Origin of the sequence: Pseudomonas sp. CHM02 (assembly GCF_000612585.1) — a bacterium.
Lineage (GTDB): Bacteria > Pseudomonadota > Gammaproteobacteria > Pseudomonadales > Pseudomonadaceae > Aquipseudomonas.
The window spans coordinates 1-19,932 of the sequence record NZ_JFCA01000057.1 but is presented as its reverse complement, the minus strand read 5'-3'; the positions used below and the strand labels follow the sequence as shown (position 1 = coordinate 19,932).

At 61.4% G+C, this 19,932-nt stretch carries 19 protein-coding genes and 2 tRNA genes; 12 read left to right on the top strand and 9 right to left on the bottom strand.

Going from position 1 to position 19,932, the window contains the following annotated elements; all coding sequences use genetic code 11:
* Positions 1 to 14 precede the first annotated feature (14 nt).
* Together BM70_RS0126450 and BM70_RS0126445 are read right to left on the bottom strand one after the other, a co-directional pair.
* Positions 15 to 743 carry an energy transducer TonB gene (locus BM70_RS0126450; protein ID WP_025858817.1) on the bottom strand — a complete coding sequence of 243 codons (729 nt, stop codon included), beginning with the start codon at positions 741 to 743 and terminating at the stop codon, positions 15 to 17.
* Between the two features lie 2 nt (positions 744 to 745).
* Positions 746 to 1,153, bottom strand: coding sequence for a biopolymer transporter ExbD (locus tag BM70_RS0126445; protein ID WP_005786670.1), 408 nt, complete (start codon positions 1,151 to 1,153; stop codon positions 746 to 748).
* A 190-nt stretch (positions 1,154 to 1,343) separates the two neighbouring features.
* Here BM70_RS0126445 and BM70_RS0126440 point away from each other — a divergent pair, with 190 nt between their 5' ends.
* Positions 1,344 to 1,898, top strand: coding sequence for a GNAT family N-acetyltransferase (locus BM70_RS0126440; RefSeq protein ID WP_025858816.1), 555 nt, complete (start codon positions 1,344 to 1,346; stop codon positions 1,896 to 1,898).
* The gene (locus tag BM70_RS0126435) at positions 1,895 to 3,469 is read left to right on the top strand and encodes an alkaline phosphatase (protein ID WP_025858815.1); all 1,575 of its coding nucleotides are present in this window, start codon (positions 1,895 to 1,897) and stop codon (positions 3,467 to 3,469) included. Before BM70_RS0126440 ends, BM70_RS0126435 begins: the two co-directional genes overlap by 4 nt.
* Positions 3,470 to 3,648: 179 nt before the next feature.
* On the opposite strand, the gene BM70_RS0126430 is transcribed toward BM70_RS0126435, so the two are convergent.
* Positions 3,649 to 4,275, bottom strand: coding sequence for a serine-tRNA(Ala) deacylase AlaX (locus BM70_RS0126430; protein ID WP_025858814.1), 627 nt, complete (start codon positions 4,273 to 4,275; stop codon positions 3,649 to 3,651).
* A gap of 89 nt (positions 4,276 to 4,364) precedes the next feature.
* On the opposite strand from BM70_RS0126430, the gene BM70_RS0126425 reads away from it, so the two are divergent.
* Positions 4,365 to 5,297: a LysR family transcriptional regulator gene (locus BM70_RS0126425; protein WP_025858813.1), complete on the top strand. Its 933-nt coding sequence runs from the start codon at positions 4,365 to 4,367 to the stop codon at positions 5,295 to 5,297.
* A 125-nt stretch (positions 5,298 to 5,422) separates the two neighbouring features.
* Here BM70_RS0126425 and BM70_RS0126420 read toward each other — a convergent pair whose 3' ends face one another.
* Both BM70_RS0126420 and BM70_RS0126415 read right to left on the bottom strand, forming a co-directional pair.
* Positions 5,423 to 5,830 carry a PA2817 family protein gene (locus BM70_RS0126420; protein WP_025858812.1) on the bottom strand — a complete coding sequence of 136 codons (408 nt, stop codon included), beginning with the start codon at positions 5,828 to 5,830 and terminating at the stop codon, positions 5,423 to 5,425.
* Positions 5,831 to 5,905: 75 nt separating this feature from the next.
* Positions 5,906 to 8,353: an acyl-CoA dehydrogenase gene (locus BM70_RS0126415; RefSeq protein WP_025858811.1), complete on the bottom strand. Its 2,448-nt coding sequence runs from the start codon at positions 8,351 to 8,353 to the stop codon at positions 5,906 to 5,908.
* A gap of 191 nt (positions 8,354 to 8,544) precedes the next feature.
* On the opposite strand from BM70_RS0126415, the gene BM70_RS0126410 reads away from it, so the two are divergent.
* From BM70_RS0126410 to BM70_RS0126395, 4 genes are all read left to right on the top strand, one after another.
* A complete protein-coding gene (locus BM70_RS0126410; protein WP_025858810.1) occupies positions 8,545 to 9,204 on the top strand; it encodes a transglutaminase family protein in 660 nt (219 codons plus the stop codon).
* Between the two features lie 57 nt (positions 9,205 to 9,261).
* Complete coding sequence (locus BM70_RS0126405) at positions 9,262 to 9,879, top strand: glutathione S-transferase family protein (RefSeq protein ID WP_025858809.1); 618 nt, start codon at positions 9,262 to 9,264, stop codon at positions 9,877 to 9,879.
* A gap of 134 nt (positions 9,880 to 10,013) precedes the next feature.
* The gene (locus BM70_RS0126400; RefSeq protein WP_025858808.1) at positions 10,014 to 10,946 is read left to right on the top strand and encodes an ABC transporter ATP-binding protein; all 933 of its coding nucleotides are present in this window, start codon (positions 10,014 to 10,016) and stop codon (positions 10,944 to 10,946) included.
* Positions 10,943 to 11,722, top strand: coding sequence for an ABC transporter permease (locus BM70_RS0126395; protein ID WP_025858807.1), 780 nt, complete (start codon positions 10,943 to 10,945; stop codon positions 11,720 to 11,722). The genes BM70_RS0126400 and BM70_RS0126395 overlap by 4 nt, the downstream gene beginning before the upstream one ends.
* A 149-nt stretch (positions 11,723 to 11,871) precedes the next feature.
* Here the strand turns inward: BM70_RS0126395 and BM70_RS31565 are convergent, their stop codons facing one another.
* The gene (locus tag BM70_RS31565) at positions 11,872 to 12,411 is read right to left on the bottom strand and encodes a TetR/AcrR family transcriptional regulator (RefSeq protein ID WP_025858806.1); all 540 of its coding nucleotides are present in this window, start codon (positions 12,409 to 12,411) and stop codon (positions 11,872 to 11,874) included.
* 91 nt (positions 12,412 to 12,502) lie between these two features.
* On the opposite strand from BM70_RS31565, the gene BM70_RS0126385 reads away from it, so the two are divergent.
* The 3 genes from BM70_RS0126385 (at position 12,503) to BM70_RS0126375 (ending at position 16,897) form a co-directional block, all read left to right on the top strand.
* Positions 12,503 to 13,696 carry an MFS transporter gene (locus BM70_RS0126385; RefSeq protein ID WP_025858805.1) on the top strand — a complete coding sequence of 398 codons (1,194 nt, stop codon included), beginning with the start codon at positions 12,503 to 12,505 and terminating at the stop codon, positions 13,694 to 13,696.
* 119 nt (positions 13,697 to 13,815) lie between these two features.
* The gene (locus BM70_RS0126380) at positions 13,816 to 14,964 is read left to right on the top strand and encodes a TDT family transporter (RefSeq protein WP_025858804.1); all 1,149 of its coding nucleotides are present in this window, start codon (positions 13,816 to 13,818) and stop codon (positions 14,962 to 14,964) included.
* Positions 14,965 to 15,022: 58 nt separating this feature from the next.
* Entirely contained in the window at positions 15,023 to 16,897 is a 1,875-nt protein-coding gene (locus tag BM70_RS0126375; protein WP_025858803.1) for an MFS transporter, read from the top strand.
* Positions 16,898 to 16,964: 67 nt separating this feature from the next.
* Here the strand turns inward: BM70_RS0126375 and sugE are convergent, their stop codons facing one another.
* From sugE to rdgC, 3 genes are all read right to left on the bottom strand, one after another.
* The gene (gene sugE, locus BM70_RS0126370) at positions 16,965 to 17,279 is read right to left on the bottom strand and encodes a quaternary ammonium compound efflux SMR transporter SugE (protein WP_003237114.1); all 315 of its coding nucleotides are present in this window, start codon (positions 17,277 to 17,279) and stop codon (positions 16,965 to 16,967) included.
* Positions 17,280 to 17,385: 106 nt separating this feature from the next.
* Positions 17,386 to 18,351: a bile acid:sodium symporter family protein gene (locus tag BM70_RS0126365; RefSeq protein WP_025858802.1), complete on the bottom strand. Its 966-nt coding sequence runs from the start codon at positions 18,349 to 18,351 to the stop codon at positions 17,386 to 17,388.
* A gap of 155 nt (positions 18,352 to 18,506) precedes the next feature.
* A complete protein-coding gene (gene rdgC / locus BM70_RS0126360; RefSeq protein WP_025858801.1) occupies positions 18,507 to 19,427 on the bottom strand; it encodes a recombination-associated protein RdgC in 921 nt (306 codons plus the stop codon).
* Positions 19,428 to 19,586: 159 nt separating this feature from the next.
* Between rdgC and BM70_RS0126355 the strand changes: the two genes are divergently transcribed.
* A tRNA-Val gene (locus tag BM70_RS0126355) sits at positions 19,587 to 19,662 on the top strand.
* 19 nt (positions 19,663 to 19,681) lie between these two features.
* Positions 19,682 to 19,758: transfer RNA gene (locus tag BM70_RS0126350), tRNA-Asp, on the top strand.
* Positions 19,759 to 19,932 lie beyond the last annotated feature (174 nt).

The window sequence follows — 19,932 nt, the reverse complement described above, 5'->3', positions numbered from 1 at the left end:
CTGGTGTCGGGTGCTTATTGCACGCTGTAGTTGAAGGTGGCGGTGAAGCGCTGCTCATTGCGCCCCCCGAAGGCTTGCTCGGGGAACGGCTTGACTTGCTTGATACGGCGCAAGCTGTTGGTGGCGGCCCGGTTGAGCAACATGCTCGAGGCCTGGGTCTGCAAGCCGGAGTCGAGAACCCGACCCTGGCGGTCTACCAGCAGCCAGACCACCACTTCGCCAGTTGGGCGTTCGAGGGAGGCCTGGCGTCCGGTGGGGTACTGCTTGTAGGTGTCCAGTTCATTGCGCAAACCCTTGAGGTAACCCCCTTCCAGGGCTTGGCCATCGACCTTGGGCGGTGCGGGCGGCGCCGGTGTAGGCGCGGCCTGGGCAACGGCCGCGGGGGCCGGTTTGGCGGCGATCGGTGGTGGTGTCGGGGCGGGCGTTGGCTTGGCAACCACTGGCTTGGGCACAGGTTTTGGCTTGGGCTCAGGCTTGGGTTTCGGCAAGGGTTTAGGTGGCGGCGGTGGCGGGGCCGGCTCGGCCTCTTCATCCTCGATCACCGGCGGTGGCGGCTCTTGTTCCACCACCGGCTCGGGGATCACTTGCGGCTCTGGCTCGACCAGCGCCAACTCGACCGCCGACTCGTCGTAGACGGGCTCGACCTTCAACGTCTGGGACTGGATACCCAGTGCAATCAGCACCAGGGCGATCAGGGCCGGCACACTGCCCAGCAGCTGACGCGCACGAAACAGGACGTACATGATCAGGACTTGCGCGTGGCGATGGACACAGAGGTAAAGCCACCCAGACGCAGGGTGTCCATTACCTCCACCAGGCGCGAAACTTCTACGCCCTTGTCGCTGTTAACGATGATGGTCGACTTGGTGTCGGGCTTTTCCGCTGCCTTCAATGCCGGTACCAGCGCATCGACCGTGAGGTCCTTGCCATCCAGTTGCAGTTGGCCCTCGAGTCCCAGCGTCAGAATGAATTTGTTCTGTGGCTTGAGCTGTTGCGAACTGCTGGCACTCGGCAGTTGGGTCTTCATGCCGAGGGCCGGAATCACGTTCAGGCTCACGAGTACGAAAAACACCAGGAGGAACATCATCACGTCGATCATCGGGATCAGTTCGATGTGCGCCTTGCGTTTTTTCGGTTCGTCCCAGGTTCTCATTCCTTTACCCCGTTATTGAATTAGGGGCGACACGCTAACAACCAAAAATGACCGATTGGTTAACTTTAATTGACGTTTTGAGGGCTCTAGGACGCGTCTTACAGAAGACTCTTCAGTCATTTTCGGGATGTAACAGAAATGAAACCCGGCGGGGCCATTCTCGAAAACTTTACATCGAGGGCCCTCAGAGATGAGTACTGAACTGCCACAGTTGTCCACCCCGCGACTATTATTGCGCGCACTGGAAAACCACCAGGCCGAGACGTTGTGCGCCCTCGCCAACGGCCCGAAGATCGCCGACAACACCGCGAGCATTCCGTCGCCCTACACCCTGGAAACGGCGCAGGATTTTATCGAGGGCATGCAGGAGAAATTTCGCTCGGCGGGGTTGTTGAGCCTCGGGGTGCATGTGCGTGGCACCGGCGAGTTGATCGGTGTCGCCAGCTTGCGCATCAATGCAGCGCATCACTATGGACACCTTGGCGGCTGGGCGGCGGCGCACGCGCGCAACCTGGGGTATGCGACCGAGGTGGCGACCGCGCTGATGGACTACGGCTTTGCCGAACTCGGCCTGCATCGCGTGGGCAGCCAGTGTTTCAGTCGCAACCAGGAGTCGGCGCGGGTCATGGAGAAGATCGGCCTGCAGTACGAAGGCTGCCGGCGTGGGGCGTTCTTCAAGAACGGCGTGCATGAAGACATGCTGGTGTTCGCCACCCTGCGTGAGGATTGGGAGTACCGGCTGTGAGGGGCGAGGTGGATCATGGTCGACGCCGGGTACTCGCCGGGCTCGCCGTCGCGACCACCTTTTCGATCCTCAGCCCGTTTGCCCGCAGTGCCGGCGTCGACTATCCGTTCACCTTGGGCGTGGCCTCCGGAGACCCGCTGCCGGATGGGTTTGTGATCTGGACGCGCCTGGCGCCGCTGTTTAATGCCGCCGATGGCCGCGGTGGCCTGAGCCGTACGGTACCGGTGCGTTGGCGGGTCGCCAGCGATGCCGCGATGACCCGCGTGGTGCGCCAGGGTGAAGTCATGGCCAGCGAGCGCTGGGCGCACTCGGTGCATGTGGAGGTGGCGGGGTTGGAGGCGGGCAGGCCGTATTGGTACCAGTTCGAAGGGCTCGGTGCGCAAAGCCCGGTAGGGCAGTCGCGCACGGCGCCGGCCGTGCACGCCATGGTGCCGGCGCGCCTGGGGTTTGTTTCGTGCTCGCATTGGGAGCGTGGCTATTTCAGTGCGTACCGCCACCTGGCGCAGGAGCAGCCAGACCTGGTGTTCTTTCTCGGCGACTACATCTATGACAGTTCCTATGCGGCGGACTCGGGCAAGATCATTCGCCCCCATGGCAGCGGCAATGCGGTGAGCTTGAGTGACTACCGCAACCGCTATGCCTTGTACAAAACCGACCCGGACCTCCAGGCCCTGCACGCCGCGGCACCCAGCGTCGCGACCTGGGACGATCACGAAGTGCAGAATGACTACGCCAACCGCTGGTCCCAGGACCCGAAGATCCCGGTCGCGCAATTTCTGCAGCAACGCGCCGCGGCCTACCAGGCCTATTACGAACACATGCCGTTGCGTGCCAGCAGCCTGCCCAAAGGGCCTGACATGCGTATCTATCGGCGCCTGGACTACGGTCAGTTGGCCCGTTTCCATGTGCTGGACGGCCGGCAATATCGTTCCGAACAACCCTGCATTCCGGCCAGTGGCAGTCACCAGGGGCACATCGCCGCCAACCTCTGCCACGACTTGCGCGACCCCGGCCGCACGATGCTCGGTTGGCAACAAGAAGCCTGGCTGGACCAGGGCTTTGCCCAGTCGAAGGCGCAGTGGAACATCATCGCCCAGGATTTGCTGGTGGCACCACTGACCCAGCGTGACTTGACCAACCACAAACCCGGGCGCTGGACCGATGGCTGGGATGGCTATATGGCCAACCGCTCACGAATGCTGGCGTCCATCCAGCGCAATCGGGTCAACAACCCGGTGTTCTGGGGCGGCGATATCCATTCGTTCTGGGTGACGGACTTGCATGCCGATGGCAACGACCCGGATTCGCCCGTGGTTGCCACCGAGTTCGTCGGCACGTCGGTGACGTCGGATGGGCCGCCCTTTGAGGCGTTCAGCAAGATTTTGCCGCTTAACCCCCATGTGAAGTTCTTTGACAGTCGTCAGCGTGGGTATGTGTCGGTGGAGGTGGAGGAGGGCAGCATGCTCACGCACTTGCGCGTGATTACCGACCCGCGTGATCCGGCGGCCACGGTGTCGACGCTGAAGTCGTTTGTGGTGGAGGCGGGGCGGGCGGGGGCGATCGCGGTGTAGGGAAGTTCGTTCTGACAAGCCGATTTTCTGTGGCAAGCGGGCTTGTTGTGGCGAGCGGGCTTGCCCCGCGTTGGGCTGCGCAGCGGCCCCCAAAAAAAGCGGGAGCGCTGCGCACTCCAACGCGGGGCAAGCCCGCTCGCCACAAGGGCTTCACCCACTGCAGGGGCGGCAGGGCTGTTTCAGGTGATTTCGTAACGCACCGACAACGCGCCCTTTTTTTCCGATAACGCCAGGATGGTGATCTGGCCCAGTTCACCCAGCTTCTGCACATGCGTGCCGCCGCAGGCATACGCAGGCAACTCGCCAAAGCCGACGTGGCGGGTGCCGTCTTCCAGGTTCATATGGCGCGGGTAGTCCGCGGCGATCCATTGGTTGACCTGTTGCTGGATCGTCTCGGCCTCCATGGCTTGTGCGGTTTCGCCACGAATGAAGGTGATCTTGCCTTCGCCTGGCCAGTGATGGGCCTTGATCGGCATCCAACCCAGGGTCTCGCCCACGTTGCCGATCAAATGTCCGGCGGAATGCAGTCGAGTGTGCAACGCGCGACGCTGTTCATCGACCCGCGCAGTGATGGGGCCTGGTTCCAGCGGGCGGTCGACGTAGTGCACCACGCGATCGGCTTCCTGGGTCACGCGCAGCACAGTGCTTTCACCGAGCCAGCCGGTATCGAAGGGTTGCCCACCGCCCTGTGGGTGAAAAATCGTCGACTGCAAGATGACCGCAAACTGGTCTTCATGGGGGGTACAACTCAGCACCTCCAACTCGGCAGTCAGGTGGTCGTGGGTGAAAAACAGGCGCTCGGTCATGATCTACATCCGCATCAGGGTTCTGCGGGCAGTATAAATAGTGCGCAGATGGGTGATAATCCACTCAACTATCAATGGACCTGTGCACCATGAGCATCAATCTACCTTTGCCGCTGCTGGGCGAAATGGCGATTTTCGTCAAAGTGGTGGAAACCGGCAGCTTCTCCGCAGCCGCTCGGCAAATGGGTGCCTCGCCGTCCTCGGTGAGCCGCAGCATCTCGCGCCTGGAGAAGGCCCTGGCCACTCGGTTGCTGCAACGCACCACGCGCAAGTTGCGCCTGAGCGAGGGTGGGGAAGAGGTGTTCAAGCGCTGCCAGGAGATGGTCAACGCGGCGCGTTCGGTGATGGAGATCAGCGGCCAGTTCACCCATGAAGCTGAAGGGCTGGTGCGGGTCAGCGTGCCCAAGGCAGTGGGGCGCTTTGTGGTGCACCCGCATATGCCGGAATTTCTGCGGCGTTATCCCAAGGTGGATGTGCAATTGATCCTCGAGGATCGGCAGGTGGACCTGATTGATGACAACGTCGACCTCAGCATTCGCATCACCGACAGCCCGCCGCCGGGGTTGGTCGGCCGCCAGTTATTGCCTATCGAGCATCTGTTGTGCGCAACCCCGCAGTACCTGGCCGAGCATGGAACGCCGGGCCACCCCCAGGATTTGCTGGCACACAGTTGCATCTACCTGGGAGAGACACCGGGGGATTCCCGCTGGAAATTTCGCCAGGCCGGCAAGGCGGTGACGGTCGCAGTGCGTGGGCGTTACGCGGCGAACCACACCGGTGTGCGGCTGGATGCGGTGTTGCAGCATGTGGGCATTGGCAGCTTGCCGTACTTTACGGCGCGGCATGCATTGGAGGAGGGGCGGTTGGTGCAGGTGTTGCCAGGGTGGGACTTTATTGCGTCGTACCATGGCGAGGCGTGGTTGCTGCATTCGCCCACGCGCTATCTGCCACCGAAGTTACGGGTGTTTATCGATTATCTGGTGGCGTGCATGGCGAAGGAGCCGACATTGCGCAAACGGTAGGAATGCGGTCGAAACTGTAGGAGCCGGCTTGCCGGCGATGGCTGCCTTGAGCCCGATGCTGGTTTCAAGGACCTCATCGCTGGCAAGTCAGCTCCTCCATTGAATGTTGTGCAGGCATGAAAAAGTCAGTGCTTGCTCTGGTCGTCCGGCATGGCCAGCAGCTGTTTTTCCTGGTTCCAGTCGAACGGTTCGTCGTTCTGTTCGGCTTCGAAGCGACGTTCTTCCAGGGCCTGGTACAGGTCCAGTTCTTCGTCGGGCATGAAATGCAGGCAGTCACCGCCAAAGAACCACAGCAGGTCGCGCGGGACCAGGTGGGCAATTTGCGGGTAGCGCAGGATGACCTGGCTCATCAGGTCCTGGCCCAGGTATTGGCTTTCGATCGGGTCGATCGGCAGCAGGGCGCGCAATTCGTCGAAACGCTCCAGGAACAATGTGTGGCTTTCCTCGGGCACCTGTTCGGCTTCGCCGACGGCAACCAGGATGCTGCGCAAGTGGTCGAGCAAGACGAGATGATCGGCAACGACGTTGGACACGAGATAAGTCCTCTAAAGCAAAAACGGGCGCGAGAGTATATGCCTCTCGCGCCCGTATTTATATGACCGCTCGACTCAGCGGACTTTACCCTCGGCCTGGGTCAGCTCTTCCTTGCTGAAATCATCCACGTCGATCACCTTGCGCCGTGCTGCTTCAGCGTCACGCAGCGTCTGCGCTTCGGCCGGTTGCAGCACGCCGGCGTGCAGCGCCGCATCGATGGCGTGCTCGCCGGCAGTCGGTTTGACCTGGCCGCTCTTGAGCGCGGTGTGCAGTTTTTTCTGCAGCGGATGGCTGGCGCCGAGCAGGTCGTAGGCGTGTTGCAGGGCGCCTACCGGGTCTTCCGCCGATTGCGGGCGGTAGCAGCCGGCCAGCAATTCTTCCAGGGTCGGATCGCCTTTGGCGCGGCCGATCACCGCAGCCACTTCGGCATCCAGCGCATCGGACGGCCCGGTATGACGGCGTCCGAACGGGAACACGATCACCCGCAACAGGCAGCCCAGCACCTTGTTCGGGAAGTTGCTCAGCAGCTCATCCAGGGCTCGTTCCGATTCGCCGAGGCTTTCCTCCATGGCCCAGGCGAACAGCGGTTCCAGGTGGTCCGGCGAATCCAGGTCGTGATAACGCTTGAGCGCGGCCGACGCCAGGTACATATGGCTCAGCACATCACCCAGGCGTGCCGACAAGCGTTCGCGACGCTTCAGTTCGCCACCCAGCAGCATCATGCTCAGGTCGGCCAGCAGCGCGAACGCGGCAGCCTGGCGGTTCAGTGCGCGGAAATACCCCTGGCTCAGACGGTTGCCCGGAGCCTTCTCGAAATGACCCACGCCGAGGTTCAGCACCAGGGTGCTGGCGGCGTTGCTTACGGCGAAGCCGATGTGTTGCATCAGCAGCCCGTCGAATTCCTTCAGCGCCTGGTCATGGTCGTCGCGACCGGCCAGGGCCATTTCCTTGAGCACGAACGGATGGCAACGGATTGCGCCCTGGCCGAAGATCATCAGGTTGCGCGAGAGGATATTCGCGCCTTCCACGGTGATGAAGATCGGCGCGCCTTGCCAGTTGCGACCCAGGTAGTTGTTCGGGCCCATGATGATGCCCTTGCCGCCGTGCACGTCCATGGCGTGGCTGATGCACTCGCGACCGCGCTCGGTGAGGTGGTACTTGAGGATTGCCGAGAGCACCGAGGGTTTTTCCCCCAGGTCCACGGCATTGGCGGTGAGCATGCGTGCGCTGTCCATCAGCCAGGCGTTGCCGCCGATGCGCGCCAGGGCTTCCTGGATACCTTCGAACGCCGACAGGGGCACGTTGAATTGCTCGCGCACCTGGGCGTATTGGCCGGTCACCAGGCTGGTGAACTTGGCCGCGCCGGTGCCGACCGCAGGCAGGGAGATCGAACGGCCCACCGAGAGGCAGTTCATCAACATCATCCAGCCCTTGCCGAGCATCTCCTGGCCGCCGATCAGGAATTCCAGCGGAATGAACACGTCCTTGCCGGAATTGGGGCCGTTCATGAACGCGGCGCCCAGGGGCAGGTGGCGACGGCCGATTTCCACGCCGGGGGTGTCGGTGGGGATCAGCGCCAGGCTGATGCCCAGGTCTTCCTCGTCGCCCAGCAGGTGGTCCGGGTCGTGGGCCTTGAAGGCCAGGCCCAGCAGGGTCGCGACCGGGCCGAGGGTGATGTAGCGTTTTTCCCAGTTCAGGCGCAGGCCGAGGGTTTCCTTGCCTTCCCATTCACCTTTGCAGATCACGCCGGTGTCGGGCATGGCGCCGGCATCGGAGCCGGCCAGTGGGCCGGTGAGGGCAAAGCAGGGAATGTCATCGCCGCGGGCCAGGCGTGGCAGGTAGTGGTTGCGCTGTTCGTCGGTGCCGTAGTGCAGCAGCAGTTCGGCCGGGCCGAGGGAGTTGGGTACCATCACGGTGGAGGCCAGGTCGCCGCTGCGGGTGGCGAGTTTCATCGCGACCTGGGAGTGGGCGTAGGCGGAGAAGCCCTTGCCGCCATATTCCTTGGGAATGATCAGGGCGAAGAAACCATGGGTCTTGATGTGTTCCCAGGCAGCGGGCGGCAGGTCCATGGCCTGGCCGATCTCCCAGTCGCTGACCATGGCGCAGAGTGCTTCGGTAGGGCCGTCGATGAAGGCCTGTTCTTCTTCGGTCAGTTGGGCCTTGGGGTAGGCCAGCAACTTGTCCCAGTCGGGGCGACCGCTGAACAGCTCGCCATCCCACCACACGGTGCCGGCGTCGATGGCGTCGCGCTCGGTCTCGGACATCGGCGGCAGGACTTTCTGGAACCAACTGAAGAGCGGCTTGGTGAAGTATTGGCGGCGCAGGTCGGGCAACAGCAGGGGCGCGGCCACGATGGCGATCAATACCCAGAAAACCAGCAGCAGCCATCCCGGTGCGTGGCTCCAGGCGCCCATCGCCAGCAGGTAGACAGCGACCACACCCAGCGCGGGCAAGGGGGCGACGCGGCGATGTGCGAGGTAGGCAATGCCGACCACCAGCACCAGTATCCACAACAACAGCATATTCAATCCTCCGTGAAACCAGGGGCGAAACCACCAGGGAGCTTAGTCGGCATCCGAGCAAGCGGGGTGATCAGGGTGTTACAAGTTGTACTGGGAGCACCTGGCATCAGGCGCCGACATTTGGCCGAATCGTCGTTATCGCTGTGGCAGACCTGTCGTTAAACTCCAGGCTTACCCCGGAGATCACGCTCATGGATACGTACCTGAGTCCCAGCCGCTTCATCGATAGTGACCACCCTGCCGTGGTGGAGTTCGCCGAAAAACATCGCGGAGCCCGTGCGGCTGCAAGTGACCAGGCAGTCAGCCTCTACTACGCCGTGCGTGAGGCGATTCGCTACAACCCCTACACCTTCAGCCGCGATCCAGACACGCTGAACGCCAGCTTCGCCCTGGCCACCGGCGAGAGCTATTGCGTGCCCAAGGCTACCTTGCTGGCGGCCTGCGCCCGCCACTGCGGTATCCCGGCGCGCATCGGCCTGGCGGATGTGCGCAATCACTTGTCGACGCCGCGCCTGATCGCCTTGCTCAAGAGTGATGTGTTCGCCATGCATGGTTATACCGAGCTTTACCTGCAGGGTCGCTGGGTCAAGGCCACCCCCGCGTTCAACCAGCAACTGTGCGAGGTGTTCGACGTCCCCCCGCTGGACTTCGATGGCGTCAACGACAGTGTCTTCCACGCGTTCAACCGCCAGGGCCGGCGTTCGATGGAGTACGTGGTCGACCATGGGCAGTTTCCTGATGTGCCCGAGGCATTTTTCTTCGCCCATATCCAGCAGTGTTACCCCCACCTGTTCGGCGAGGACATGCCCGCGCTGCTGGGCGATATGCAGAGCGATTTAAGCCGCGCGTGAACCGGCGTATGCTGCTGCGTTCATCAAGCCATGTTCATCAACAATAAAGGCGCGGTCATGCTGAAAATCTGGGGTCGTAAAAATTCATCAAACGTCAGGAAGGCACTGTGGTGCGCCGAGGAGCTCGGCCTGGACTATGAGGCAATTGATGCGGGCGGGGCTTTTGGTGTGGTCGACACGCCGCACTACCGGGCGTTGAACCCCAACGGTCGAGTGCCGATGATCGAGGACGGCGACTTTGTGCTGTGGGAGTCCAACACCATCGTGCGTTACCTCTGTGCCAAGCAGGCTTCCAGTTGGTACCCCAGTGACGTGAAAGCCCGCGCCAACGCGGAAAAGTGGATGGACTGGACCACCTCCACCTTCGCCGAACCGTTCAAGATCGTATTCTGGGGCGTGCTGCGCACCCCGGCGGAAAAACAGAACTGGGACACCATCCACGCCGGGCGCCAGGCCTGCATCGATGTGCTCAAGACCGTCGACCAGGCGCTTGCCACACAGCCGTATCTGTCGGGTGAAGCGATCGGCATGGGTGACATTCCCTTGGGCAGCTTCATCTACGCCTGGTTTGAAATGCCCATCGAACGGCCGGCAATGCCCCACCTGGAGGCCTGGTACCAGCGACTGCAACAGCGCCCGGCCTACCGCAAAGCGGTCATGACTGCGTTGACTTAATACCCACTATTAATACGGGTGACTGTACTTGTGCGGCGCGGGCAAGCACCATGCTTGTCATGCGCCGCCGTTGAACTACCTGGGCTGCGCCCTCATCTACTCTTTCTATTCCCTTCTTTGGTGCGTATTCCGATATGAGTTCCGCTCTGTCCATCCGGCAGCTAACCAAAACCTACGGCAACGGTTTCCAGGCCCTGAGTGGTATCGATCTGGACGTCGCCGAAGGTGACTTCTTCGCCTTGCTCGGCCCTAACGGCGCCGGCAAATCCACCACCATCGGTATCCTCTCCACCCTGGTCAACAAGACCAGCGGCACGGTGAATATCTTCGGCCACGACCTGGACAAATCCCCGGCGGCGCTCAAGCGTTCCATCGGCGTGGTGCCCCAGGAATTCAACTTCAACCAGTTTGAAAAGACCTTCGACATCGTCGTGACCCAGGCGGGCTACTACGGCATCCCGGCGAAAGTCGCCAAGGAGCGCGCCGAGCAGTACCTGACCCAACTGGGCCTGTGGGACAAGCGCGATGTGCCTTCGCGTTCACTCTCCGGTGGCATGAAGCGCCGCCTGATGATCGCCCGCGCACTGGTGCACGAACCGCGCCTGCTGATCCTCGATGAGCCCACCGCCGGCGTGGATATCGAGTTGCGTCGCTCGATGTGGACCTTCCTCACCGAACTGAACGAGAAGGGCATCACCATCATCCTCACCACCCATTACCTGGAAGAGGCTGAACAGTTGTGCCGCAACATTGGCATCATCGACCACGGCACCATCGTCGAGAACACCAGCATGCGTAACCTGCTGGGCCAGTTGCATGTGGAAACCTTCCTGCTCGACCTGAAGAACAATTTGTCGGTGCCGCCGCAATTGCTCGGCTACCCGAGCCGCCTGGTGGACAGCCACACGCTGGAAGTGCAGGTGGACAAAGCCATGGGCATCACTGCGCTGTTCACTCAGTTGGCTGCCCAGCAAATAGAAGTGCTGAGCCTGCGTAACAAAACCAATCGCCTTGAGGAGTTGTTCGTGTCCCTGGTGGAGAAAAATCTGGCGAAGGTGGCGGTATGAGTTCCGAACTGCAACCCAACCTCGTCGCGCTGCAAACCATCGTCTATCGCGAAGTGAAACGCTTTACCCGGATCTGGCCGCAGACCCTGCTTCCGCCGGCGATCACCATGGTCTTGTACTTCGTGATCTTCGGTAACCTGATCGGCCGGCAGATCGGCGACATGGGTGGTTTCACCTACATGGAGTACATCGTGCCGGGCTTGATCATGATGTCGGTGATCACCAACTCCTACGGCAACGTGGTCTCGAGTTTCTTTGGCAGCAAGTTCCAGCGCTCCATCGAAGAGCTGATGGTGTCGCCGGTGTCGCCGCACACCATCCTGATCGGCTACACCCTGGGTGGCGTGCTGCGTGGCCTGATGGTCGGCGTGATCGTGACCCTGCTGTCGCTGTTCTTCACACACCTGCAGGTGCATCACCTCGGGGTCACCATTCTGGTGGTGGTACTGACGGCGACGATCTTCTCACTGCTGGGTTTCATCAACGCCGTGTTTGCGCGCAACTTCGATGATATTTCGATCATCCCGACCTTCGTGCTGACGCCGCTGACCTACCTGGGCGGGGTGTTCTACTCCATCACTCTGCTGCCGCCGTTCTGGCAGACCGTCTCGCTGGCGAACCCGGTGTTGCACATGGTCAACGCCTTCCGCTACGGCATCCTGGGTGTGTCGGATATCAAGATCAGCGTGGCGATCACCTTCATGCTGATAGCCACTGTGGTGCTGTATATCGGCTGCGCGCGGTTGCTGGTGAGCGGGCGTGGGATGCGCACCTAAGCAGCGATCCGCAATAAAAAAAACGGCCTCGGATGAGGCCGTTTTTTATGGACATCTCTGTAGGAGCCGGCTTGCCGGCGATAAGGCCCCTGAATCCAATGTAAGTCTTCAGGCCGCCATCGCCGGCAAGCCGGCTCCACAGGGGAGGTTCAGGGATTGAGTGCCAGCTCGATCAGGGCGTGCAGCTCTTGCACCGTCAGCGGGGCGTTCGAGAACAGAATGCGAAACACCGTCGGCGCTGCGATAAGGTTGATCAAATGGTCCACGCTCGGCGGCGTGCTCTGCGGGTAGCGATCGACAATCGTCTGCAACTGCCCACTCAGGATGCTCACGCAGTAGCCTGGCGTGATCATGCACTGCAAGTCGCGCATCATGTTGCGGCCCGGCTCCGAACTCATTTCATCCAGGTATTGCTCGGCCCAGGCCTGTAGATCGCCGCGCAGGCTGCCGGTGTTGGCCGGCTCGCTGTCGGGTCGCATGCGCGCCAGCGCTACGTCCGCGAGCAGCACGGAGAGGTCGCCCCAACGCCGGTAGATCGTCGAGGGGGTGACGCCTGCGCGCGCGGCAATCATCGGCACGGTGACGCTGGAGCGCTCATTAGCGTCCAGCAGTTCACGTACCGCCGAATGGACGGATTCTTGTACCCGGGCACTGCGGCCTCCCGGGCGAAGGCCTTCTTTTATCGCCATGGTCGTGACCTTAACACAAAGAATTTGCTTTAAGCGCTGACGAGTAGCACACTCCGCAAAAGCAAAATATTAGCTTTAGCGGAGCGTGCCCATGTCCAGCCCTAGTTCTCACCGTTCCAGCCTGGTGTTCCTCGCGATCACCTTGCTGACGTTTCTCGCGGCCTCCAGTGCGCCGACGCCGTTGTATCACCTGTATCAGGAAGGCCTGCATTTTTCCGCAGGCATGCTCACACTGATCTTTGGTGTCTACGCCCTAAGCCTGCTGGCGGCGCTGTTGACCGTTGGTTCACTGTCGGACCATCTGGGGCGCAAGCCGGTGATTTTTGCCGCGCTGGTCCTGGATATGCTGGCGATGCTGCTGTTTATCAATGAAGGCAGCGTGGCCTGGCTGATTGCCGCGCGAACCTTGCAAGGCTTTGCCACCGGTATGGCCACCGCCGTATTGGGCGCGGCATTGCTCGACACCGACCGCCAGCAGGGCCCGCTGGTCAACAGCGTGGCACCGCTGCTGGGCATGGCCTGTGGGGCGATGGGCAGCAGCTTGCTGGTGGAATTCGCGCCATTGCCGACCCAGTTGATCTACTGGACATTGCTGGCCCTGATGCTGGTGCAGGCTCTCTACGTATGGCGCCTGCCGGAGACCGTGGGCCGTATCCCCGGCGCACTGGCGTCGCTGCGTCCCACTTTGCACGTACCGCCCCAGGCGCGCCGGGCGTTGTGGCTGTCATTGCCGGTGGACGTGGCGGTATGGGCAATGGGCGGGTTCTACCTGTCCCTGGCGCCGTCGCTGGTGCGAGCAGCCACCGGGTCCACCTCCAACCTGATCGGTGGCGGCCTGGTGGCCGTGTTGACCGTGAGCGGCGCGCTGATGATCTTTACCCTGCGTAACCGCCCGGCCGACAAGGTGCTGCGTCTGGGCGCCGGGTTGCTGGCCATCGGCGTAACGCTGATCCTGACGGCGGTGCACAGCGCCAGCCTGCCGCTGTTTTTCATCGCCACCCTGGTCGCGGGCAGCGGATTCGGCGCGGGCTTTCTCGGCGCCTTGCGCAGTGTGGTGCCGCTGGCCTTGCCCCATGAGCGCGCGGGGCTGATGTCGGCGTTCTATGTGCTGAGCTACCTGGCGTTCTGCTTGCCTTCCTTGCTGGCGGGCAACCTGATTCGCAGCTTTGGCCTGATCGCCACCACCGACGGCTACGGCGCGATCCTCATCCTCCTGGCCCTCTGCGCGTTGGTCGCATTGGTGCTGCAGGATTCTGCCCGGGTCCGGGCCACGACGGGTGGCTGACGGCATCAGAGGTTCTATATCTGTATAGTAGATAACAGATAGAGATATTACCCGTTATATAGATATTCGATCAGGTTCTATCATGGCCTCAACCTCATGCGAGGAAGAGGATTGCCATCATGACCTGCTCGAATACCATCAGCTACAAACCCTTCAGTCACCTGACCCGTCCACGGGAAGTGATCCGCCAGTTCACGCCGAACTGGTTTGCCGCCACCATGGGCACTGGCGTACTGGCGCTGGCCCTGGCGCAACTGCCAGTCGATCTGCCGGCTCTGCGCACCATTGCCGAAGGGCTGTGGTTTTTCACCATCGGCCTATTTGTGTTGTTCAGTGTGTTGTACGCCGCGCGTTGGGTGATGTTTTTCCACGAGGCGCGGCGAATTTTCGGGCACTCCACGGTGTCGATGTTCTTCGGCACGATCCCTATGGGGCTCGCGACGATTCTCAATGGCTTGCTGTTATTCGGCCTGCCGCGCTGGGGCGCCGATGTGATACCGCTGGCCGAGGCCTTGTGGTGGCTGGATGTGGCCATGGCGCTGGCCTGCGGCGTGCTCATTCCGTTCATGATGTTCACCCGCCAGGAGCACAGCATCGACCAGATGACCGCTGTCTGGCTGTTGCCCGTGGTCGCCGCCGAAGTCGCCGCTGCCAGCGGTGGCTTGCTCGCACCGCACTTGGTGGACGCGCATTCGCAGTGGGTCATGCTGGTGACCAGCTATGTGCTGTGGGCGTTTTCCCTGCCGGTGGCGTTCAGCATCCTGACCATCTTGATGCTGCGCATGGCCTTGCACAAACTGCCTCACGCGAATATGGCCGCGTCGAGCTGGCTGGCCCTGGGGCCCATCGGCACAGGTGCGCTGGGCATGTTGCTGCTGGGCGGCGATGCACCGGCGATCTTCGCGGCCAATGGTCTGCCGGGTGTCGGAGAAATGGCCAATGGTCTCGGGCTGGTGGCGGGCATTACGCTGTGGGGCTTCGGCCTGTGGTGGATGCTGATCGCGGTATTGATCACCCTGCGTTACCTGCGCGCCGGCATCCCGTTCAACCTCGGCTGGTGGGGCTTTACCTTCCCACTGGGCGTGTATGCCCTGGCGACGCTGAAGCTGGCGAGCCTGTTGCACCTGGGGTTCTTCAGTGTGTTCGGCTGTGTGCTGGTGGTGGCGTTGGCGCTGATGTGGCTGATCGTCGCCAAGCGCACCGTGCAGGGTGCGTACAAAGGCGAGCTTTTTGTTTCACCGTGCATTGCAGGACTAGCGAATAAGTAAGCAGGATTAGGTAAAGTCGTGGCCTGAATCGATAACAGGCCACGCAGGAACACGGACGATGAGCCACCCCTCGCAATTCACCTTGCTGCGCACACGGCGCTTCCTGCCGTTCTTCATCACCCAGTTGCTGGGCGCTTTCAACGACAACATCTTCAAGCAATCGCTGATCCTGGCGATTCTCTACAAGCTCACCATCGACGGTGACCGCTCGATCTGGGTCAACCTCTGCGCGTTGCTGTTCATCCTGCCGTTCTTCCTGTTCTCGGCATTGGCCGGGCAGTTCGGCGAGAAATTCAACAAGGACGCGTTGATCCGTGCGATCAAGATCGGCGAGATCGTGATCATGGCCGTGGGTGCGACGGGCTTCCTGACCAACCACCTGGAACTGATGCTGCTGGCGCTGTTCGCCATGGGCACCCACTCGGCGCTGTTCGGCCCGGTGAAGTACTCGATCATGCCTCAGGCGTTGCGTGACGATGAGCTGGTCGGTGGCAACGGCCTGGTGGAAATGGGCACATTCCTGGCGATCCTGGCCGGCACCATCGGCGCCGGCATCATGATGTCGTCCACCCATTACGCACCCGTGGTGTCCGTGGCGATCGTCGGCGTGGCGGCGTTGGGTTACCTGGCCAGCCGCAGTATTCCGCGCGCGGCGGCGTCGACCCCGGAACTGCGCCTGAACTGGAATATCTTCAGCGAATCCTGGGCTACCCTGCGCCTGGGTCTGGGGCAGACGCCGGCCGTTTCGCGTTCCATCGTCGGCAACTCGTGGTTCTGGTTTGTCGGCGCGATCTACCTGACGCAGATCCCGGCCTACGCCAAGGAGTGGTTGTACGGCGACGAAACCGTGGTGACCCTGATCCTCACGGTGTTCTCGGTGGGGATCGCGCTGGGTTCGATGCTCTGCGAAAAACTCTCTGGCCGTAAGGTCGAAATCGGCCTGGTACCGTTCGGTTCATTCGGGCTGACCGTGTTCGGCCTGTTGCTGTGGTGGCACTCCGGCGGCTTCCCGCAGAACGTCCAGGCCAACGACTGGCTTGCCGTGCTTGGCTACGGCCAGGCGTGGTGGGTGCTGTTCGATATCCTCGGCCTGGGTGTGTTCGGCGGCTTCTATATCGTGCCGCTGTATGCACTGATCCAGTCGCGTACCGCCGAGAACGAACGGGCACGCGTGATTGCGGCCAACAACATTCTCAATGCGCTGTTCATGGTGGTCTCGGCCATCGTATCGATCCTGTTGCTGAGCGTGGCCAAGCTGTCGATCCCGGAATTGTTCCTGGTGGTGTCGCTGCTCAACATCGCGGTCAACACCTACATCTTCAAGATCGTCCCCGAGTTCACCATGCGTTTCATGATCTGGCTACTCAGCCATTCCATGTACCGCGTGGAGCATCGCAACCTGGAGGCGATCCCGGATGAAGGCGCGGCATTGCTGGTGTGCAACCATGTGTCGTTTGTCGATGCGTTGCTGATTGGCGGCGCGGTGCGTCGGCCGATTCGCTTTGTCATGTACTACAAGATCTATCGCTTGCCGGTGCTCAACTTCATCTTCCGCACCGCCGGGGCGATTCCGATTGCGGGCCGCAACGAAGATATCCAGATCTACGAAAATGCCTTCACGCGTATTGCGCAGTATCTGAAAGAAGGGGAGTTGGTGTGCATCTTCCCGGAGGGCAAGCTGACTGCCGATGGCGAGATGAATGAGTTTCGCGGGGGCGTGACGCGCATCCTTGAAGAAACCGCGGTACCGGTGATTCCGATGGCGCTGCAGGGGTTGTGGGGGAGTTTCTTCAGCCGCGATCCGAAGAAGGGGTTCTTCCATCGCATCTGGTCGCGGGTGGTGTTGGTGGCGGGCGAGCCGGTAGCGGTCGAGTCGGCGACGCCGGCGCAGTTGCAGGAGAAGGTCACTCAACTGCGCGGCACGGTCCTGTAGGAGTCCGGCTTGCCGGCGATGGCGCCGGTTCAGACGCTATCGCCCGCAAGCGGGCTCCTACAAGGGGTTATGTGCTGATCTTGAGACCAATCAGTCCACAGATGATCAGCGCCACACTGGCCAGCCGGAACAACGCCATGGATTCTCCAAACAGGATAATCCCGGCAATCACGGTGCCCACCGCACCCACGCCGGTCCAGATGGCATAGGCGGTGCCCAGTGGCAGTTCCTTCATGGCAAGCCCCAGCAGGCCAAGGCTGATGGCCATGGCGGCAATCGTCAGGGCGGTGGGGAGTGGCTTGCTGAAACCGTCGGTGTACTTCAGGCCGACGGCCCAGCCGACTTCAAACAGACCTGCGAAAAACAGAATGATCCAGGACATGATGACCTCCTAACGCTAGGTGGGGTCGTCCCCGGATTAGGCGCTTGAGAGCGTCGCGGGGTCGTCCCCGCGAAGCGCGTTAGAGTGCCGAAAAGTGCCCGGCCGATCAAGTTTGCGGTGTGTTCTCCAGGGCGCGACGGTCTTGCTTTTCGCTCATGCGGCGGAAGTAAGTCGACAGCAACGCACCGGAAATATTGTGCCAGACACTGAACAAGGCACTCGGCACCGCCGCCAGCGGCGAAAAGTGCGCACTGGCCAGCGCGGCGCCCAGCCCGGAGTTCTGCATGCCCACTTCCAGCGCCAGCGACTTGCGTTGCGCCAAGGGCAACTTGAACACGCGGCCGGTGAAATAACCCAGCAGGTAACCGAAGCTGTTGTGCAGCATCACCACGGCCATGATCAACAGGCCCGATTCGGCGATCTTCGCCTGGCTGGCGGCGACTACTGCCGCGACGATGATCACGATGCTCACCACCGACACCAGCGGCAGCACCTCGACCGCATGGCGTACCCGATCACCGAGCAAGCGTTGCGCCACTACACCGAGCACGATCGGCAGCAGCACCACCTGCAGGATCGACCAGAACAACTCCATGAACGAAACCGGCAGCCAGGCCGAGGCCAGCAACCAGATCAACGTCGGGGTGAGCAGCGGGGCGAGGAGGGTGGTGACGGCGGCGATGGCCACCGACAACGCCAGGTCGCCACGGGCCAGCCAGGTCATCACGTTGGACGAGGTGCCGCTTGGGCAGCAACCGACCAGGATCACGCCGACGGCAATTTCCGGCGGCAGATGGAAGGCCTGGCACAGCAACCAGGCCACCCCCGGCATGATCACGAAATGCGCGACCACGCCCAATGCCACGCGCCAGGGATGGCGGGCGACCTCGGCGAAGTCATCGAGTTTGAGGGTCAGCCCCATGCCGAACATCACCAGGCCCAACAGCGGGACGATGGCGCTTTTCAGGCCGATGAACCAGCCGGGTTCGAGGAAGGCAACGACGGCGAAAATCAACACCCAGTAGGCGAAGGTGTTGCCGACGAAGCGGCTCAGGGCGGCGAGTGCACGCATGGGGATGGCCTTAGTTGTTAGATTTTGAAGTGTAAACGCGGTCAAATGTGGGAGCGGGCTTGCTCGCGAATGCGGTCTGCCAGTCACTGAGTTTGTTGACTGATCCACCGCATTCGCGAGCAAACCCGCTCCCACATTGTTGATCTTCACACGGTTTAGATACCCTGCGGGGTCTCTTCACCGCCCAGTGCTTCAACCAGCGCCGGCAGGAAGTCGCCGAACGTCAGCATCATCAGGGTAAAGCTCGCATCCAGTTGGCCCAGGGCTTCGTCACCGCCGTCCTGTTCCGCCTGGTCTTGCAGCAGGTCTTCGAACTTCAGGCGCTTGACGGTCATCTTGTCGTCGAGCATGAAGGACAGCTTGTCCTGCCAGGCCAGGGACAGTTGGGTCACGACTTTGCCGGTGGTCAGGTGCAGCTGGATTTCTTCGCCGGTCAGGTCCTGGCGCTTGCAGCGCACGATGCCGCCGTCCTCGTGGGTATCGCGCAGTTCGCATTCGTCGAGTACGAAGAAGTCATCGGCCGGCTTCTGGGTGGTGACCCAGTCGGTCATGATCGCCGTCGGTGCGGTTTTCACCGTCAGTGGGCGAACGGGCAGGGTGCCGATCACTTCACGCAGGGTCGACAGCAGGTCTTCGGCGCGTTTCGGGCTGGCGGAGTTGACCAGGATCAGGCCTTGTTTCGGCGCGATGGCCGCGAAGGTCGACGAGCGACGGATAAAGGCACGCGGCAGGAAAGCCTGGATGATTTCATCCTTGATCTGGTCGCGTTCCTTCTTGTAGACCTTGCGCATTTGCTCGGCCTCGATTTCTTCGACTTTCTCTTTCAGTGCGTCACGCACCACGCTGCCCGGCAGGATACGTTCTTCCTTGCGCGCGGCGATCAGCAGGAAGTCACCGCTGATGTGAACCAGGGGAGCGTCTTCACCTTTGCCAAAAGGCGCGACGAAACCGTAAGTGGTCAACTCCTGGCTTGCACAAGGGCGCGCCAGTTTGGTGGCCATGGCCGCTTCCAACGCCTCGGCATCAACAGGCAGATCTTGGGTCAGGCGATAGATAAGCAGGTTCTTGAACCACATGGGGTGAGTCTCTCCTTTATACAAAGGGGGGCATTATTGTCTTGATAACGCCTCAGGCCAACCCTGCCTAAGCCATTGGAAGCTATCAAAAAAAAGATTTAAGAAAGTGCTTGCCAGACCCAGGGGCGCTCCGTAGAATGCGCGCCACACCGAAACGAAGGGTGATTAGCTCAGCTGGGAGAGCATCTGCCTTACAAGCAGAGGGTCGGCGGTTCGATCCCGTCATCACCCACCATTCGCTTCACGTGTTACGCGCAGCGGTAGTTCAGTCGGTTAGAATACCGGCCTGTCACGCCGGGGGTCGCGGGTTCGAGTCCCGTCCGCTGCGCCATATTCGGTCACCTGGAACACTGAACGCCAGGTCACCACAGAAAGCCCGCTTAATAGCGGGCTTTTCTTTGTCTGGAATATGGCAAAAAATCGTACGCTGAACTTTTTTTAAATAAATTGCATTTAAATCAAGACATTACGATTTTTTGGTGTATGATGCGCCCACACCGAAACG

Coding starts and splice junctions, on each gene's coding strand:
- BM70_RS0126385 (WP_025858805.1), top strand. CDS start 12,503: ATGTCCAGCCCTAGTTCTCACCGTTCCAGCCTGGTGTTCCTCGCGATC.
- BM70_RS0126440 (WP_025858816.1), top strand. CDS start 1,344: ATGAGTACTGAACTGCCACAGTTGTCCACCCCGCGACTATTATTGCGC.
- sugE (WP_003237114.1), bottom strand. CDS start 17,279: ATGTCCTGGATCATTCTGTTTTTCGCAGGTCTGTTTGAAGTCGGCTGG.
- BM70_RS0126380 (WP_025858804.1), top strand. CDS start 13,816: ATGACCTGCTCGAATACCATCAGCTACAAACCCTTCAGTCACCTGACC.
- BM70_RS0126395 (WP_025858807.1), top strand. CDS start 10,943: ATGAGTTCCGAACTGCAACCCAACCTCGTCGCGCTGCAAACCATCGTC.
- BM70_RS0126400 (WP_025858808.1), top strand. CDS start 10,014: ATGAGTTCCGCTCTGTCCATCCGGCAGCTAACCAAAACCTACGGCAAC.
- BM70_RS0126410 (WP_025858810.1), top strand. CDS start 8,545: ATGGATACGTACCTGAGTCCCAGCCGCTTCATCGATAGTGACCACCCT.
- BM70_RS0126365 (WP_025858802.1), bottom strand. CDS start 18,351: ATGCGTGCACTCGCCGCCCTGAGCCGCTTCGTCGGCAACACCTTCGCC.
- BM70_RS31565 (WP_025858806.1), bottom strand. CDS start 12,411: ATGGCGATAAAAGAAGGCCTTCGCCCGGGAGGCCGCAGTGCCCGGGTA.
- BM70_RS0126375 (WP_025858803.1), top strand. CDS start 15,023: ATGAGCCACCCCTCGCAATTCACCTTGCTGCGCACACGGCGCTTCCTG.
- BM70_RS0126405 (WP_025858809.1), top strand. CDS start 9,262: ATGCTGAAAATCTGGGGTCGTAAAAATTCATCAAACGTCAGGAAGGCA.
- BM70_RS0126445 (WP_005786670.1), bottom strand. CDS start 1,153: ATGAGAACCTGGGACGAACCGAAAAAACGCAAGGCGCACATCGAACTG.
- BM70_RS0126415 (WP_025858811.1), bottom strand. CDS start 8,353: ATGCTGTTGTTGTGGATACTGGTGCTGGTGGTCGGCATTGCCTACCTC.
- BM70_RS0126430 (WP_025858814.1), bottom strand. CDS start 4,275: ATGACCGAGCGCCTGTTTTTCACCCACGACCACCTGACTGCCGAGTTG.
- rdgC (WP_025858801.1), bottom strand. CDS start 19,427: ATGTGGTTCAAGAACCTGCTTATCTATCGCCTGACCCAAGATCTGCCT.
- BM70_RS0126425 (WP_025858813.1), top strand. CDS start 4,365: ATGAGCATCAATCTACCTTTGCCGCTGCTGGGCGAAATGGCGATTTTC.
- BM70_RS0126450 (WP_025858817.1), bottom strand. CDS start 743: ATGTACGTCCTGTTTCGTGCGCGTCAGCTGCTGGGCAGTGTGCCGGCC.